Source organism: Pseudomonas sp. LAMO17WK12:I1, from assembly GCF_900177315.1.
GTDB lineage: Bacteria > Pseudomonadota > Gammaproteobacteria > Pseudomonadales > Pseudomonadaceae > Aquipseudomonas > Aquipseudomonas marginalis.
Genome location: NZ_FWZV01000001.1, coordinates 34,822 through 49,074, shown reverse-complemented (window position 1 = coordinate 49,074; position 14,253 = coordinate 34,822). Strand labels below are relative to the sequence as shown.

Here is a 14,253-nt window from a genome sequence, read left to right as displayed (position 1 = left end):
AATCAATGTCTGCGCGCGGTCGAGATTTCCTCCCGTCGATACCCCCATGGCTGACAGCCAGGCGCTGGTCGCAACGCGATAGTGAGCGGCGTATTGATCTGAAACGGAAGCACATCATGGGCAAGGAATACGCTTACATCGACGTGGGCGCGACAAACACCGAGAGCAGCGAGGCTTACACGCAGGCATGGATAGAGCGTGTAGTGGCTCAATCCACGCTGGAACCCCAGGCCAAGGCACTGATCCGGGCAGACGCCCTGATCCCCGCCGAATTCTCGATATTCGATTCCGATGACAGCCAGCGACAGCCGATCATCGTCGAGCACGATTCGTTGCCGCTGTGGCACATCCTCAACGATCGGTTTCCCTGGCAGGCATATGCAGGCAAACAGCAAAACACCGACAGCGTACAAACCAAAGTCCTGATGCCGTATTTCTATGGCGAGGTGGCACGGGAGCTGAATTTCACGCGATTTTTTCTCGGTCGCATCCACGTCGGTGGGCAGATCCACGCGGGCTTTTGGGTGCAGCATGAGTTAGTGATGCCGTACCAGGCGGTACTCAAGACCGAGGTGGTGGTGCTATCGGTGTGGAACACCTACGCCGAAATGATGGCGGAAATCTGGTTCGACCTGCCTCCCACATCCCGGGGGGCCAACCAATGGCCCAAGGCGATCAGCCTGGAGTGGCCGGGCATGCGCATTGGTGCGCAATCAGGCAGCCGCTTCGAGTATTCAGCCGATACGAGCCAGAACCGGCTGTGGCTCAAACCCTTCGAAGAGCCGGTGGGGGTTGCGATCTTGAGTATCCTTCCGCGGTGGACACTCAAGGACGTGCAGCTGCCAGACACTCACATAGAGCCCAATCAATTGCTCAAGGTGACCCTCGGCAATCTTCCCGGCGGTGCGCCGGCGCTGGAATACTCGATCACCGTCGCCCAGGAATATCGAGCGTCAGGACGCTGGCAATATTATCTTGCGGTTTATTTGAATCACCGTTGTCCTTGGGTGAACTGCGGGGTGATGGATGAAGAGGGCGTGATCCGCGCTCAAAGTGACCAGCAGAATTTCTGGTTCGTGCGCAGCGACGCCTCCCAGGCGTCTTTTTCGATACAGATACTGCCTGGGGACCTGGCACAGTGGCTGGAGGGCGTGCCGACGTCGACACAGCCGGTTACGCCCCCCAAGGCCTGGCAAAAATGGGACAACCTGCTGAACAGTGTGTGGAACGCCGAACTCTCCAAGGACTATATCCAGAACCTTATCGAGCGCTGCCTGAACAAGTCCGGGCTGCCGCAACGTACCCAGGATCGGTTCAGGGACGAAAAACGGTTTCGCTATAAATACCAGGTGGGCTACCCGGTCTATTCGGCGGGCATGACCGCCTATGCGCCACCGCGCTACAAGCATTTTTCTTTCCTGCAAGTGCTGACGGGCGAGCCGCAGCGCACAGCGTATTTCCAGGAAACCATCGCCAACATCCATGTCAGCGGGGAACCGCTGTCGAGCGTGGAAGTGCGCACCCTGGGCCGCTTGCGCGACATCCTGTATGAAACCTTTGTCGCCGATATCGACGAACTGGCGCGCAACACCGACTACAAACAACTGTTTGGCGAAACCTGCGAGGCCTTGGCCAAGGTCCGCGCGGCACAATTCCTGGTCGATGATGCTGAGCAGGATGTGTCCCTGCGTGAACTCGCCCATCGTTTTCTCAAAGGTGAAGTCAAGCCGCGCCTGCTGCTGTTCCGGGAAAAAGTGGTGCCCAATGCGTTGGTGCTCAAGCTCAGTTCACAGAAGGCGCTGCTCATCTCACTGAACATGGCAGAGCTCACTTGGGCGGTGTGGCAGCCCAGCGGCGTGTCGGGGCAACCCAGTGACGACTTGATGCGGTTTATCACGCACCACCTGCCATTTCCGGAAAAACTCAGCGTGGAGCGCTCGGATTTCTATCCGCAGAAAAAGCGCTACGGCTACCACTACCGCCGCGTACCGCCGCAGCCGGTGTCTTTCCGGGAGGTGACGAACATCAACGATGCGCTGTATGAGATCGGTATCAGCGAACTCAAGCACATGATGAATTACGCGGTATTTTCCTCCGATGAAGAGCGGCGCCTGGCGAAATGGGGCATGTTCAAGGTCGCTACCCGCGCGGTGTCCAGCCTGGTGATAGCGGCGGTCGGTCCCGCATCGGGCGTCGGGGCGTTGCTGTTGTCCGGCGGTGTTGGCCTGATCGCCAATGTCGCGGACGCAAGCTTCTCCTACCAACTGGCCCGCAGCATGGACCGACCCGAGGATTACGCCGCCTATGTGTATGAGTGCAAGTTGGGCGTCTTGCTGGGCGTGGTGGAGCTGGTTGCCGACGTTACCCTGGCCCGGGGGCAACTGCGCACGCTGTTGAAACGGTCGGCCCAGACCGGGAAGTTGCTGTTGCCGGCCTTGAGATCCCGTGAGCGCCCGGCCCCCCCTGTTTCCCTGGAACAGGCAAGCGCCTCCACGTTGTTCCTGCCCACATCAGCGGATCTGCTGGGCATGCGCGGTCGTCTGGAAAAGCTGTATCGCGACGCCAATAAACTGGCCGAATTGGCGGGCGACTCCGAGGCTTCTACTACAGGCGGCTTCGTTGAGTCCAAGCGCTGTGCGGACTACCTGTCAAGCCAGTCCTGGGACGTCCAGGCTATCGGCGTCTTGCTGTTCGCCGAACCGGACGACCCGCGTCCCCAATGCCATTTTGCCCTGTCGGTTCGTAATGAAAGTGATGCGGCGGTGCTGGACACGGGGTTGGGGCGCCTGGACCCTTCGGCGCAGCAACTGGCCTATTTTGATTCCATCGCCGGCTGGGAGCAGCGCGTGCAGCAAGCACCGGCGTCGAGCGGCAAATTGGTGGTCTACAAGCTCTACGCCAATGTCATCGAGGCCAGTCTTGAGCTCAACACGGTGTTCCGGCTGGGAGTGAGTTGGGGGCGTTTCTTCAATACCGGCAGCTATTCGGTCCTCGCGTGTCCGCCGCGATTTATCACCGCTATCCAACGGCAACTGCCGAGGCTATGGGATGTACTTTCCCGGGAGCTGCCACGGGGCGCGTCGCAACTGACAACGGCGCTGCAAAGCACGCCGCAGCCGTTCGATCACGCCGGCCTGTTGTTGCAGGTCAGTAACCTGCGGGGCTTGATCGATGAGTCCGAGGATATGTTGCGCCGTACCGTTGGAGTGCCGGTCGTTGGCAACCTCAGGGCGCATCTGCTGGGGGCTTTCCGGAGCTGGCGCCACGAGTCGCTGGAAGAGTATGTGGAGCTGATGGACAGCGTTATCGCAGAAGAGGCGGAGTTGGTGCGCGGGGCATTGGCTCACCTGGATCAGTTGCAATCGGGCCTCGCCAGCCCGATTGCCACGGCGGAGAACGCCCTGGTCGATTGCGTCGACTGGATCGCACTGCGGGCCGGCCAGGAAGACGACGACTGGCGCAGTTTGCTGCGCAGCGAAATCGAACGCTATGTCACGGGGGATCGCGCCCGTGCGGACCTGTGTACAAGGTCGCAACTCGACTACCTGCACCAGACGCTGGCCGCCCATCGTGAAGTGCAGATACACCATGTACTGGGGGCCAGCTACGAACGACTCTCCATGAGCACCGGTCAGGCGCTGTTTGCTATCGGGTTGAAGTTGATCAACGCCATGGCCACCCATCGGCAGTCCGATTGCTTCTTCGCCCTGATCATGACCTGCCAGCCCTACGAGAACAGTAACGAGCACTTCGCCCGCATCATCTACGGTATCCACGCCCTGCGGCAAAAGCGCTTCATGGTACTGACCCAGGCCCACGAAAACCGCCTGAGCGGGCTACGACCTGCGGAACCTGTACAGCTCTAGTCCGGCGTGCGGGTAAGCGTCTTGAGGGCTTGCGCGGCGAGCAGCGTGGTCAGTTCGCGCGTCGACAGTGCGTGCTTGAGCCCGACGGCCTGCCCGGCCCACTGACTGCCAAAACCGGCTTCCTCCCTGGCCTTCAATGGCATCAGCGCGCCGCCTGCCAGAGGAAAGGCCGGTGCCGCCGGGTTCACCGGGCCCAGCTCACGCATCAGGCGATTCAAGAGGCCACGGGCAGGGCGCCCGGTGAACAGATTGGTCAGCGCTGTGCCACTGGCCTGGGCCGTCAGCAAGGCCAGATGGTGGGCCCGGCTGAGCGTCGCCTCCGGGGTGAACAGGTACGCAGTGCCGATCTGCACCGCCGAGGCCCCGAGGGCGAAGGCCGCGACAATACCGCGCGCATCGCCGATTCCACCGGCGGCGATTACCGGGATGCGCACTGCGTCCACCACTTGCGGGACCAGGGCCAGCGTGCCGATCTGGCTGCTCAGGTCCGAAGCCAGGAACATTCCCCGATGCCCGCCGGCCTCATACCCCATGGCGATAATCGCGTCGCAGCCGTGCCGCTCCAACCAGATCGCTTCCTCGACCGTGGTGGCCGAGGACAGCACCTTGGCTCCGGTCGCCTTGACACGTTCCAGCAGGCTTTTTTCCGGCAGGCCGAAATGAAAGCTCACGACCTCGGGGCGGTGCTGCTCCACCACTTCGCAACTGGCCGCGTTGAACGGGGCGCGATTGGAGACCGGTGTCGGCGCATCAAAATCGGCGCCCAGTTCGCGGTAGTAGGGTTCCAGCAAGGCTTTCCAGTGGCGATTGCGCTCCTCGTCCGGCTCCGGCGGCTGGTGGCAGAAGAAATTGACGTTGATAGGCCCGCTGCTGGCATGGCGCACGGTGGCCAGGGTTTCGTGCAGTTGCTCGATGCTCAGCATCGCCGCAGGAATCGAACCCAGCGCGCCGGCCTGGTTGGCGGCAATCACCATGGCGGCGCTGGTCGCACCGGCCATCGGTGCCTGGATGATGGGCACGTCGATGCCCAGCAGGTCGAGAATACGGGTGTCTGGCCAGGTGCTCATGGGACGTGTCTCCAGTATCAGTGAGGCTTGTCGCTGTTTTAACAGGGCCCTTGGCACCCGGCCAGTCTGTTTTATTCACTGGACGAGGGACGTTTTTCGTGCGCGTCAGTGGTCTCTTTCCCGCTCCAGCAGCTGCCGCTTGCGTTCAACCCCCCAGCGATAGCCGGATAGATCGCCATTGCTGCGCACCACCCGATGACACGGAATCGCCACCGCCAGGCTGTTCGCCCCGCAGGCCTGGGCCACCGCGCGAAAGGCCTTGGGCGCGCCGATGCGTTGGGCGATCTGCCCATAGCTGGCCGTGCTGCCCACCGGAATCTCGCGTAAGGCCTGCCACACCCGCTCCTGGAACGCGGTGCCACGCAAGTCCAGTGGCAAGTCCAGGCCCAGGGCCGGCGCCTCGATAAAGCCCACCACGTGCGCGATCAATTGTTCGAAACGGCGGTCGGCGCCCACCAGGTTGGCCTTGGGGAATTGATCCTGCAGGTCGCGCACCAGTTTGTCCGGGTCATCCCCGAGCAGAATCGCACACACGCCACGGGCGCTCTGCGCCACCAGGATTGCCCCCAGCGAGCATTGCCCGACGGCGAACAGAATATCGTTGTTGGTGCCGCCGGCCTTGTAGTCGCTGGGCGTCATGCCGAGCCGTTGGTTGGCTGACTCATAGAAGCGGCTGTTGGAGTTGAAGCCGGCTTCATACAGCGCATCGGTTACCGAATGCGGGCCCTTGAGCCCCTCGCGGACCTTGCGTGAGCGATGGGCGCTGGCGTAACCCTTGGGGGTCAAGCCGGTCACGCCTTTGAACACCCGGTGGAAATGGAACGGGCTCAGGCCGGCCCGGCTCGCCAGCGTGTTGAGGCTGGGCGCGGTGTCGGCGTGTTCGATCTGCCGGCACGCGTCAGCCACCAATTGCGCATGCTGCGCAGCCAGTTGTGTCTGGTCACCGGCTGCGCGTTTGCTGGCGCGATAACCGGCGGCCTCGGCCTGTGCCGGGGTGTCGAAAAACTCGATATTTTCCGGGCGAGGCAATCGCGAGGCGCTGCTCGGGCGGCAATACACACCGGTGGTTTTCACGCCGTAGACGAACAGCCCATCGGCTTTCGGATCGCGGGCAAGAATCGCAGCCCAGCGCGGATCTTGTTCGGTAGTCATGGTTGGCACTCTTGACGGATCCTGGCCAGATTAGCCGTGCTGCAGTGGCCTGGCACTCCGAAGCTTGCGGTCAAATCAGCCGGCGGTGCGAAAAGTGAGGTTGATACGTTGCGGGCCCATGATCGGGTGCACGCCTTCCTTGATCGGCATCACCCCATGAAAACGCAGCCGATCGACCCCGCCCCAGACCACCACGTCACCATGGAACAGCGAGACCTTGCGGGTCTTGTCGCTGCGGGCGTGGCCACCGAACAGGAAAACTGCCGGCAACCCAAGGGATATCGACACGACGGGCTCGCTGTAGCGACGTTCATTCCTGTCCTGGTGCAAGGACATTTTCGCGCCCGGAACATAACGGTTGATCAGGCAGGCGTCGGGGGCAAAGTCGACAAACCCGGCGTCTGCCGCGGCTTCTATGGCCAGTTGGCGCAAGGTGTCCGGCAGCGCTGGCCAGGGTTGCCGGGTGCGAGGGTCCAGGGGCGTGTAGCGGTAGCCGCTGGTGTCGCTGGTCCAGCCCAGCGCGCCGCAACTGCTCAAGGCCGCCGACATGGTAAAGCCACCGGGCGTAACCATTTGCCGAAACGGCGATTGCGCCAGCACACGACGCAGTTCTGGCAGAAGGCGCTCAATCCAGGGCAGGGCATAGCCCCTTAGCACGTAGGACTGTTCGCCGATCTGCTCACGTGCTGCGGGTTGTTGCAGGGCGTCATCGGCGAACAGGTCATCAGTGGGGCCGGGCATTGCCTTACAGCGCCTTGCTCACGTTGATGTCGGTGATGACATCGCTGGCATCGTGGATTTTCGCCAAGGCCTGCAAGGCCTCTTCCACGCTATTGTTCGTCAGTTGGGCGAACTCGAAGCGGCGTTCGCCGTTGAGCTTGTACTTGATTACGTATTTGGTGGTAGCAGTCACGGTGATTTCCTCTGGCGTCTTCGAGTCAGCTCAGCTTGGTGCTGGTGCGACGTACGATGCGAATCTTGTGGGACAGCGCCGGCTTGCGGGTGACGCTGATCGCGCGACGTGTCACCACGTCCAGGGTGATGTTCCAGAACCCGGTACTGGGTGCGGTGATCTTGGCGGGGAACGTGTCGAAGGCGCCGCCGTGGTATGTGTGGCGACCGCCATTCTTGAAGCTGCGAAAGTTCGCGTCGCTCATCAGGCGAATATTGCAAGTCTGCGAGCATTCGATGACGACAATGTCTCCCTCGTTGAGGTGCTCGCGCTGGTGGATAAATTTCATGAGGGTGTCTCCAGAAGGGCTTTTTCTGCAAAATCAGAATGATACGTAGGTTAAGATAGAGTTTATCAGCCCCAGCGCGTTTATTATCGGCCCGTCTTCAATGGCGTCGACAATTTAAAACAGTTATTTACCGAGTTATCAGGGATAAATCCTACGTGGGCGGGAGAAAATTACCATCTCCGCTGTCGTAGGGTCTTTATTGGAGGTTTTGTATGAAGTGGAGTGTGTTGGTTCTGGCCTTGGCGATAGGTGGGTGTGCTTCGGTTGCAGATATCAAGCAGACCCCGCCGACGTTGGCCGTCATTTCCGGGAAAAAACCCCAGGAGTATGCCGCGTGTGTGGTAAGGAAACTGTCGGCTACTCGTCGGCCGCCGCAGATTGAACCGCATAAAGATGGTGTGCAGGTTATCGTGCCGCAGAAATTTTCCGCCGATCCTTCGGCTATTTTCGAAATTGAAGAGCGCTCCAGCGGTAGCAGCATCAAGCTCTACGAGAGCATGTCCAACGTGCCGATCCGCCCGGGTGATGTGAAAAAAGCCGGGGAAGAGTGCATTTCCGGTTGAGGCCGCTGGGGAAAGCCGATATGAAGCGTGAACACGTCAAGGCCCGCCATGCCGAGGGTGAAATCTCGGCCACCCATGTCATCCAGAACCCCGCCGACCTGGGCGAATGGATCGTCTTCTTCAAGAAAAGCGGCGGTCGCAGCTTTTTTCTGGTGGATGATCAGGATGAAGTCGAATCCTTTGCCAGTCTTGACGAGCTGAGCGAAATCCTTCGGGAACTGGGGATCAAATTCGCCGAGATCCACCTGTAACCCCTGGGGTTATTTGCAGACCACCACCACACTGCGACTTTTGTAGTTGCCCACATCCTGGCCCAGGGTCTTGTCGCTTTCCTTCAGTGATGGCGTGCCCTCGGTGCCGACAATGCGATAGCCGGTGCCTGCGCAGGAGGCATCGGCTTTTTCGTAGCAACTGGCCCAGGAGTTGGCTTCGCCTGAACAGTCGATGGTCAGGCCTTGCTCGCCGTTCTTGAGGTAGACATCGGAAGTGGTGGTGCAGCCGGCGAGTGCCAGTACCGCAGTCAGTGCCAGAAATTTGTTCATGTGTGTTCGTCGTCGAGGGTGTGGGAGGGGCGCTGACACTGTCGTGGGGCGTTTCTTGAAGATTATAGCGAACTGCCATCTAGGTACAGGCAAAACCAAAAAAGCCCCGTGAGTCGGGGCTTTTGGCGCAGGGCTGCTGGCTTACTTGCCCTTCGGCCTTTTGCTCGACGCGTGGCCCGCTTCGTCAACAAACACTTCGGCGACCGCGATCGCCATGCTTTCGGTCTCGAAAACGCCCGCGACGCTGTCTCCATGGAAATTGATCAGGTGCCAGCCGTCTGCTCGCTTGGTGATCAGGTAGCCGTTCACGCCTTTTGGTTCTGACATCTATTAACAATCTCGTGGTCTGATTCAAGGATGCAATGATAGCGCCAAATGTTCCAGGACCGCGCAAGTTATTCCAAGTCAGTGTTCTGGGCTGAAAAGCGTGTTAAAAGGGTTGCAACCCCTTTAAACATGAGGGGACGGACTTTTTTAGCGTGCCGGCGGGGCTGCTCTTTGTGAGATCAGCGGAACTTACGCCGACATTTTTTCTCTATGATGACATCGCAACGCCAGCAGGACCCATTGTAAGGTGACTGCGGCCTGATTAGACTGCGCCGAATTCCGTACGCACAGCCCTTTGTAAGGACTTATATGATCAAGAAATGCTTGTTCCCAGCAGCCGGTTACGGCACTCGCTTCTTGCCAGCGACCAAGGCCATGCCCAAAGAGATGCTGCCGGTGGTAAACAAGCCACTGATTCAGTACGGCGTCGAAGAGGCATTGGATGCCGGTCTGAACGAAATCTCTATCGTCACCGGTCGCGGTAAGCGCGCACTGGAAGACCATTTCGACATCAGCTACGAGCTGGAAAACCAAATCAAGGGCACCGACAAGGAAAAATACCTGGTCGGCATCCGCAAGCTGCTGGACGAGTGCTCGTTCTCCTACACCCGCCAGACCCAGATGAAAGGCCTCGGCCACGCCATCCTGACCGGCCGCCCATTGATCGGTGACGAGCCGTTCGCCGTAGTACTCGCGGACGACCTGTGTGTGAACCTGGAAGGCGACGGCGTACTGACCCAGATGGTCAAGCTGTACCAGAAATACCGTTGCACCATCGTTGCGGTTCAAGAGGTCGATCCTCAAGAGACCAACAAGTACGGCGTGATTGCCGGTGACGACATTGGTGATGGCCTGATCCGCGTACGCGACATGGTCGAGAAGCCGGCGCCTGAAGATGCACCGTCGAACCTGGCGATCATCGGTCGTTACATTCTGACCCCGGACATCTTCAAGCTGATCGAAGAAACCGAGCCAGGCAAGGGTGGCGAGATCCAGATCACCGACGCCCTGTTGAAGCAGGCCAAAGACGGCTGCGTGATCGCCTACAAGTTCAAGGGTCGTCGTTTTGACTGCGGTGGCGCCGAAGGCTACATCGAAGCCACCAACTTCTGCTACGAGCACTTCTACAAGACCGGCAAGGCTTACTGATTCACGCAGGCCTGCCTTTGAAAAAGCCACCTTCGGGTGGCTTTTTCGTTTTTCAGTCCCATGTAAGTCGGTATGCTGATGTCCTGCCGAGGAGAATGAAATGGCCTACGATTTTGACCTGTATGTAATTGGCGCCGGTTCCGGCGGTGTTCGCGCGGCGCGCTTTGCTGCGGGCTTTGGGGCCAAGGTGGCCGTGGCGGAAAGTCGCTACCTGGGTGGTACCTGCGTAAACGTTGGCTGCGTGCCGAAGAAACTGTTGGTGTACGGCGCACATTTTGCCGAAGACTTCGAGCAAGCCAGTGGCTTTGGCTGGTCCCTGGGTGAAGCGAGTTTTGATTGGGCGACCCTGATCGCCAACAAGGATCGCGAGATCAATCGCCTCAATGGCATCTACCGCAACCTGCTGGTCAACAGCGGCGTGACCCTGCATGAGGGGCATGCGCGCCTGGTTGATCCGCACCAGGTGGAAATCAATGGCGAGCGCTTTACGGCCAGGCACATCCTGATCGCTACCGGGGGCTGGCCGCAGATTCCGGATATTCCGGGACGTGAGCACGCCATAGGCTCCAATGAGGCGTTCTTTCTCAAAGAGTTGCCCAGGCGTGTGCTGGTGGTAGGTGGCGGCTATATCGCGGTTGAGTTCGCCGGGATTTTCCATGGCCTGGGCGCGCAGACGTCATTGCTGTATCGCGGCGACCTGTTCCTGCGTGGCTTTGATGGTTCAGTGCGCACACACCTTAAGGAAGAGTTGACCAAGCGCGGCCTCGACCTGCAATTCAATGCGGACATCGAACGCATTGAAAAGCAAGCCGATGGCAGCCTCAAGGCGACCTTGAAAGACGGTCGCGTGCTGGAGGCCGATTGCGTGTTCTATGCCACCGGCCGGCGTCCGATGCTGGATAACCTGGGCTTGGAAAATACCGGCGTGAAACTGGATGAGCGCGGTTTCGTCCAGGTGAACGACCAGTACGAGACCACCGAAGCGTCGATCCTGGCGATCGGTGATGTGATCGGCCGTGTGCAACTGACGCCGGTGGCCCTCGCCGAGGGCATGGCCGTAGCGCGTCGCTTGTTCAAGCCCGAGCACTACCGCCCGGTGGATTACGCGATGATTCCGACAGCGGTATTCAGTCTGCCGAATATCGGTACGGTCGGCCTGACGGAGGAGGAGGCGAAGAAGAACGGACACAGGGTGCAGATCTTCGAAAGCCGGTTCCGCCCGATGAAGCTGACCTTGACCGAGTGCCAGGAAAAAACCTTGATGAAACTGGTGGTCGACGCCGACACCGACAAGGTGTTGGGCTGCCACATGGTCGGTCCGGACGCAGGCGAGATCGTCCAGGGCCTGGCGATCGCGCTCAAGGCCGGCGCGACCAAGCAGCACTTCGATGAAACCATCGGCGTGCATCCCACGGCGGCGGAAGAGTTCGTCACCATGCGCACGCCTGTGGCTGACTGATCAGGCTGGCGGTGTTGCCTCTGGCGCCGTCGCAACGGCGGCGGCCAGGCGCAACGCTTCGATAGTGGCGTGGGCCTTCATAAGCTCCAGTTCCAGGCGCTTGTTGGTGTGCCCGTGCTCAGCCAGCGCTTGTTGGCGTGACTCACTTTCAAGCAAGGCCACCCGCAGGCGCTCCTGAAGGAGAGTGCGCTCGCTGTCGATCTGGCTCACGTGTTCGCTCAGTTTCAGTTGCTGGGCCTGACCTTTGCGGGTTTCCTCCTGCAGCGCAGCCAATTCCTTTGCCGTCACTCGGTGCTCGATCAGCAGGCGCTCGTTGTCGCGGTGCAACTGGGTAATTTCGTCCTGGCGAACCATTGCACTTTGCTGGGCTTGGCGCAGCTCTGCCTGTACTTGCTGCAGCTGGCCTTCGTGGCGCCGTTGCTCCTGCTCGCGCTGCTCCTTGATCGCATTGCGATAGTGCTCCAGTGCCTCGCGGGCATGCAGGTGCTTTTCTTCCAGCGAGCGAATCTGCTCATCCTTGTCATTGATCCGCAGTTCGTAATCACTGCAGGCCTGGCTGAGGCCGGCGTTGCGCGTTTGTTCAGTTTGCAGGCTGGTACTGGTGGTTTGCAGGGCAGCGCTTTCTTCTGCCAGTGCAGCCGCCTGAATATCGAATTGTTGCTTGAGTTCGCCGTGAGCTTCTTCAAGTGCCTCGATCTGGGCGAGCAGGGCGGTTTTTTGCTGTTCGAACTGCGCCAGGGCCAGGTCAATCGGCTCTTGAGCCTTGTCCTTCAAGCGCTGCGCCAGGCGTGCAACCAGTTCGCCCAATTCGTCGTCAATCGGCGCTTCGGTGATGGTCAGGCGGGCTTCGCTGTCGTCCAGCTCCTTCAAATAGCGGTGAATGGTGGTTTTCGAGCCGGTATTGCCCATCTCGATGCGTACTGCGTCGATGCTGGGGTTCTCGCCACGGGCGAGGATCGCCAGGCGTGCCGTTTGAACTACTGCTTTATTAATGCCGCCGCGAGCCATGGGGTCTCCGTCGATTTAGTACTGTGGTATGTATTATGTAGATACATACTGTATCACGAATAAAAACCTGTTCAAATTCATGATTTAACAGATGGGATATTGGCGTATTATCCCGTGTCATAAGCGACTGGAGCGCTTACATCTCTGCCAGCAGTACAAATAGGCCTCCCATGAGCGATCTGGACCTTTACCTCAACGCAGCCACCCGCGATAACACGCGCCGCAGCTATCGTGCGGCGATCGAACACTTCGAAGTCAGTTGGGGCGGATTTCTGCCGGCCACCAGCGATAGCGTGGCGCGTTACCTGGTGGCGCATGCCGGCGTGTTGGCAGTCAACACCTTGAAGTTGCGGCTCTCGGCATTGGCGCAATGGCATACCAGCCAGGGCTTTCCCGATCCGACGAAAGCGCCGGTGGTGCGCAAGGTGCTCAAGGGCATTCGTGCCGTGCACCCGGCGCAGGAGAAGCAGGCCGAGCCGTTGCAGCTCAGGCATCTGGAGCAGGTCGTGGCCTCCCTCGAGGCTGAAGCGCGAGAGGCCGTTGAGGCACATGACCAGCCGCGATTGCTGCGGGCCCGGCGTGACACTGCACTCATTCTGCTGGGCTTCTGGCGTGGTTTTCGCAGCGATGAGTTGTGTCGCTTGAGCATCGAACATGTACAGGCCACACCCGGTGCAGGCATCCGCCTGTACCTGCCGCGCAGCAAAAGTGACCGCGACAACCTCGGCAAGACCTATCACACGCCGGCGCTGCTGCGCCTCTGCCCGGTGCAGGCCTACAGCGAATGGCTCAGCGCCTCGGCCCTGGTGCGCGGTCCGGTATTTCGCGGTATCGATCGCTGGGGAAACCTGGGGGAGGGGGGCTTGCACCCCAACAGCGTGATACCGCTGCTGCGCCAGGCGCTTGAGCGTGCGGGCATCGCCGCCGAGCAGTACACCAGTCACTCGCTGCGCCGGGGCTTTGCCACCTGGGCCCATTCCAGCGGGTGGGACTTGAAGTCGTTGATGAGTTACGTCGGCTGGAGCGACATGAAATCCGCCATGCGCTATGTTGAAGCGACGCCCTTTCTCGGCATGACATTGGCTACTCAACCGCTGCTTTGAGATTTCTTCTATTAATACCGTCACCTGATAGGGAAAACCAATCGTCAGCATCAGGTTTGCCAATGAGCCATCCGCCGGGAGAGTGGGTAGGATTCACCTCATCAACTTCTTAACCCCTGACGGAGAGTCAACGATGCCTATCATCAACAGCCAAGTAAAACCGTTCAAAGCAACTGCATACAAAAACGGCAACTTCGTAGATGTGACCGACGCTGACCTGAAAGGCAAATGGTCGGTCGTGTTCTTCTACCCAGCCGACTTCACCTTCGTTTGCCCAACCGAGCTGGAAGACCTGGCTGACAACTACGCCGAATTCCAGAAACTGGGCGTGGAAATCTACAGCGTGTCCACCGACACCCACTTTGCCCACGCTGCCTGGCACAACACTTCGCCAGCCATCGGCAAAATCCAGTACACCATGATCGGCGACCCGACCCTGACCATCTCCCGCAACTTCGACGTCCTGATCGAAGAAGCTGGCCTGGCTGACCGCGGTACCTTCGTGATCAACCCGGAAGGTCAGATCAAGATCGTTGAGTTGAACGACGGCGGTGTTGGCCGTGACGCTTCCGAGCTGCTGCGCAAGATCAAGGCCGCTCAATACGTGGCTGCCCACCCAGGCGAAGTCTGCCCAGCCAAGTGGAAAGAAGGCGAGGCCACTCTGGCGCCGTCCCTGGACCTGGTCGGCAAGATCTAAGTCTGTGAAGACGTATCAAGGGCGGAACTCCGCACTTAAGTAAGCTGCATCCGCCCTCAAAACGCCCGGGCGATAGTCG

Annotated in this window: 15 protein-coding genes; 7 read left to right on the top strand and 8 right to left on the bottom strand. The window is 59.7% G+C overall.

The features are described from left to right. Positions 1–116 precede the first annotated feature (116 nt). Positions 117–3,866: a hypothetical protein gene (locus B9N88_RS00230; protein ID WP_027606597.1), complete on the top strand. Its 3,750-nt coding sequence runs from the start codon at positions 117–119 to the stop codon at positions 3,864–3,866. Here the strand turns inward: B9N88_RS00230 and B9N88_RS00225 are convergent. The 5 genes from B9N88_RS00225 to B9N88_RS00210 form a co-directional block, all read right to left on the bottom strand. Next, complete coding sequence (locus B9N88_RS00225) at positions 3,863–4,933, bottom strand: NAD(P)H-dependent flavin oxidoreductase (protein ID WP_027606596.1); 1,071 nt, start codon at positions 4,931–4,933, stop codon at positions 3,863–3,865. The genes B9N88_RS00230 and B9N88_RS00225 overlap by 4 nt on opposite strands. 105 nt (positions 4,934–5,038) lie before the next feature. Next, on the bottom strand, positions 5,039–6,085 hold the full coding sequence (gene ada / locus B9N88_RS00220) for a bifunctional DNA-binding transcriptional regulator/O6-methylguanine-DNA methyltransferase Ada (RefSeq protein ID WP_027606595.1): 1,047 nt from the start codon (positions 6,083–6,085) through the stop codon (positions 5,039–5,041). 75 nt (positions 6,086–6,160) lie between these two features. Then, positions 6,161–6,826, bottom strand: a complete 666-nt coding sequence (gene alkB, locus B9N88_RS00215; protein ID WP_027606594.1) for a DNA oxidative demethylase AlkB — start codon at positions 6,824–6,826, stop codon at positions 6,161–6,163. 4 nt (positions 6,827–6,830) lie between these two features. Then, a complete protein-coding gene (locus tag B9N88_RS32625; protein ID WP_092357951.1) occupies positions 6,831–6,998 on the bottom strand; it encodes a hypothetical protein in 168 nt (55 codons plus the stop codon). A 25-nt stretch (positions 6,999–7,023) separates the two neighbouring features. Next, entirely contained in the window at positions 7,024–7,326 is a 303-nt protein-coding gene (locus B9N88_RS00210) for a DUF1883 domain-containing protein (RefSeq protein WP_027606593.1), read from the bottom strand. Between the two features lie 212 nt (positions 7,327–7,538). On the opposite strand from B9N88_RS00210, the gene B9N88_RS00205 reads away from it, so the two are divergent. Both B9N88_RS00205 and B9N88_RS00200 read left to right on the top strand, forming a co-directional pair. Beyond that, positions 7,539–7,889 carry a hypothetical protein gene (locus tag B9N88_RS00205; protein ID WP_027606592.1) on the top strand — a complete coding sequence of 117 codons (351 nt, stop codon included), beginning with the start codon at positions 7,539–7,541 and terminating at the stop codon, positions 7,887–7,889. A gap of 20 nt (positions 7,890–7,909) precedes the next feature. Then, positions 7,910–8,140, top strand: coding sequence for a hypothetical protein (locus B9N88_RS00200; protein WP_027606591.1), 231 nt, complete (start codon positions 7,910–7,912; stop codon positions 8,138–8,140). A gap of 9 nt (positions 8,141–8,149) precedes the next feature. Here the strand turns inward: B9N88_RS00200 and B9N88_RS00195 are convergent, their stop codons facing one another. Both B9N88_RS00195 and B9N88_RS00190 read right to left on the bottom strand, forming a co-directional pair. Next, positions 8,150–8,431: a hypothetical protein gene (locus B9N88_RS00195; RefSeq protein WP_027606590.1), complete on the bottom strand. Its 282-nt coding sequence runs from the start codon at positions 8,429–8,431 to the stop codon at positions 8,150–8,152. Between the two features lie 141 nt (positions 8,432–8,572). Further along, positions 8,573–8,758, bottom strand: a complete 186-nt coding sequence (locus B9N88_RS00190) for a hypothetical protein (protein ID WP_017528082.1) — start codon at positions 8,756–8,758, stop codon at positions 8,573–8,575. Positions 8,759–9,067: 309 nt separating this feature from the next. Between B9N88_RS00190 and galU the strand changes: the two genes are divergently transcribed. Together galU and gorA are read left to right on the top strand one after the other, a co-directional pair. Continuing rightward, on the top strand, positions 9,068–9,907 hold the full coding sequence (galU, locus tag B9N88_RS00185; protein ID WP_003212579.1) for a UTP--glucose-1-phosphate uridylyltransferase GalU: 840 nt from the start codon (positions 9,068–9,070) through the stop codon (positions 9,905–9,907). Positions 9,908–10,007: 100 nt separating this feature from the next. Next, the gene (gene gorA, locus B9N88_RS00180) at positions 10,008–11,366 is read left to right on the top strand and encodes a glutathione-disulfide reductase (RefSeq protein WP_027606589.1); all 1,359 of its coding nucleotides are present in this window, start codon (positions 10,008–10,010) and stop codon (positions 11,364–11,366) included. On the opposite strand, the gene B9N88_RS00175 is transcribed toward gorA, so the two are convergent. After that, on the bottom strand, positions 11,367–12,374 hold the full coding sequence (locus B9N88_RS00175) for a DNA-binding protein (protein WP_027606588.1): 1,008 nt from the start codon (positions 12,372–12,374) through the stop codon (positions 11,367–11,369). A 170-nt stretch (positions 12,375–12,544) separates the two neighbouring features. Between B9N88_RS00175 and B9N88_RS00170 the strand changes: the two genes are divergently transcribed. Together B9N88_RS00170 and ahpC are read left to right on the top strand one after the other, a co-directional pair. After that, the gene (locus tag B9N88_RS00170) at positions 12,545–13,477 is read left to right on the top strand and encodes a site-specific integrase (protein ID WP_027606587.1); all 933 of its coding nucleotides are present in this window, start codon (positions 12,545–12,547) and stop codon (positions 13,475–13,477) included. Positions 13,478–13,610: 133 nt separating this feature from the next. Further along, positions 13,611–14,174, top strand: coding sequence for an alkyl hydroperoxide reductase subunit C (gene ahpC / locus B9N88_RS00165; RefSeq protein WP_003173835.1), 564 nt, complete (start codon positions 13,611–13,613; stop codon positions 14,172–14,174). The last annotated feature ends 79 nt before the right edge of the window (positions 14,175–14,253 follow it).

Excerpts from the sequence above, each read along its gene's own strand:
- B9N88_RS00230 (WP_027606597.1), top strand. The coding sequence starts at position 117 with ATGGGCAAGGAATACGCTTACATCGACGTGGGCGCGACAAACACCGAG.
- B9N88_RS00225 (WP_027606596.1), bottom strand. The coding sequence starts at position 4,933 with ATGAGCACCTGGCCAGACACCCGTATTCTCGACCTGCTGGGCATCGAC.
- ada (WP_027606595.1), bottom strand. The coding sequence starts at position 6,085 with ATGACTACCGAACAAGATCCGCGCTGGGCTGCGATTCTTGCCCGCGAT.
- alkB (WP_027606594.1), bottom strand. The coding sequence starts at position 6,826 with ATGCCCGGCCCCACTGATGACCTGTTCGCCGATGACGCCCTGCAACAA.
- B9N88_RS00210 (WP_027606593.1), bottom strand. The coding sequence starts at position 7,326 with ATGAAATTTATCCACCAGCGCGAGCACCTCAACGAGGGAGACATTGTC.
- B9N88_RS00205 (WP_027606592.1), top strand. The coding sequence starts at position 7,539 with ATGAAGTGGAGTGTGTTGGTTCTGGCCTTGGCGATAGGTGGGTGTGCT.
- B9N88_RS00200 (WP_027606591.1), top strand. The coding sequence starts at position 7,910 with ATGAAGCGTGAACACGTCAAGGCCCGCCATGCCGAGGGTGAAATCTCG.
- B9N88_RS00195 (WP_027606590.1), bottom strand. The coding sequence starts at position 8,431 with ATGAACAAATTTCTGGCACTGACTGCGGTACTGGCACTCGCCGGCTGC.
- B9N88_RS00190 (WP_017528082.1), bottom strand. The coding sequence starts at position 8,758 with ATGTCAGAACCAAAAGGCGTGAACGGCTACCTGATCACCAAGCGAGCA.
- galU (WP_003212579.1), top strand. The coding sequence starts at position 9,068 with ATGATCAAGAAATGCTTGTTCCCAGCAGCCGGTTACGGCACTCGCTTC.
- gorA (WP_027606589.1), top strand. The coding sequence starts at position 10,008 with ATGGCCTACGATTTTGACCTGTATGTAATTGGCGCCGGTTCCGGCGGT.
- B9N88_RS00175 (WP_027606588.1), bottom strand. The coding sequence starts at position 12,374 with ATGGCTCGCGGCGGCATTAATAAAGCAGTAGTTCAAACGGCACGCCTG.
- B9N88_RS00170 (WP_027606587.1), top strand. The coding sequence starts at position 12,545 with ATGAGCGATCTGGACCTTTACCTCAACGCAGCCACCCGCGATAACACG.
- ahpC (WP_003173835.1), top strand. The coding sequence starts at position 13,611 with ATGCCTATCATCAACAGCCAAGTAAAACCGTTCAAAGCAACTGCATAC.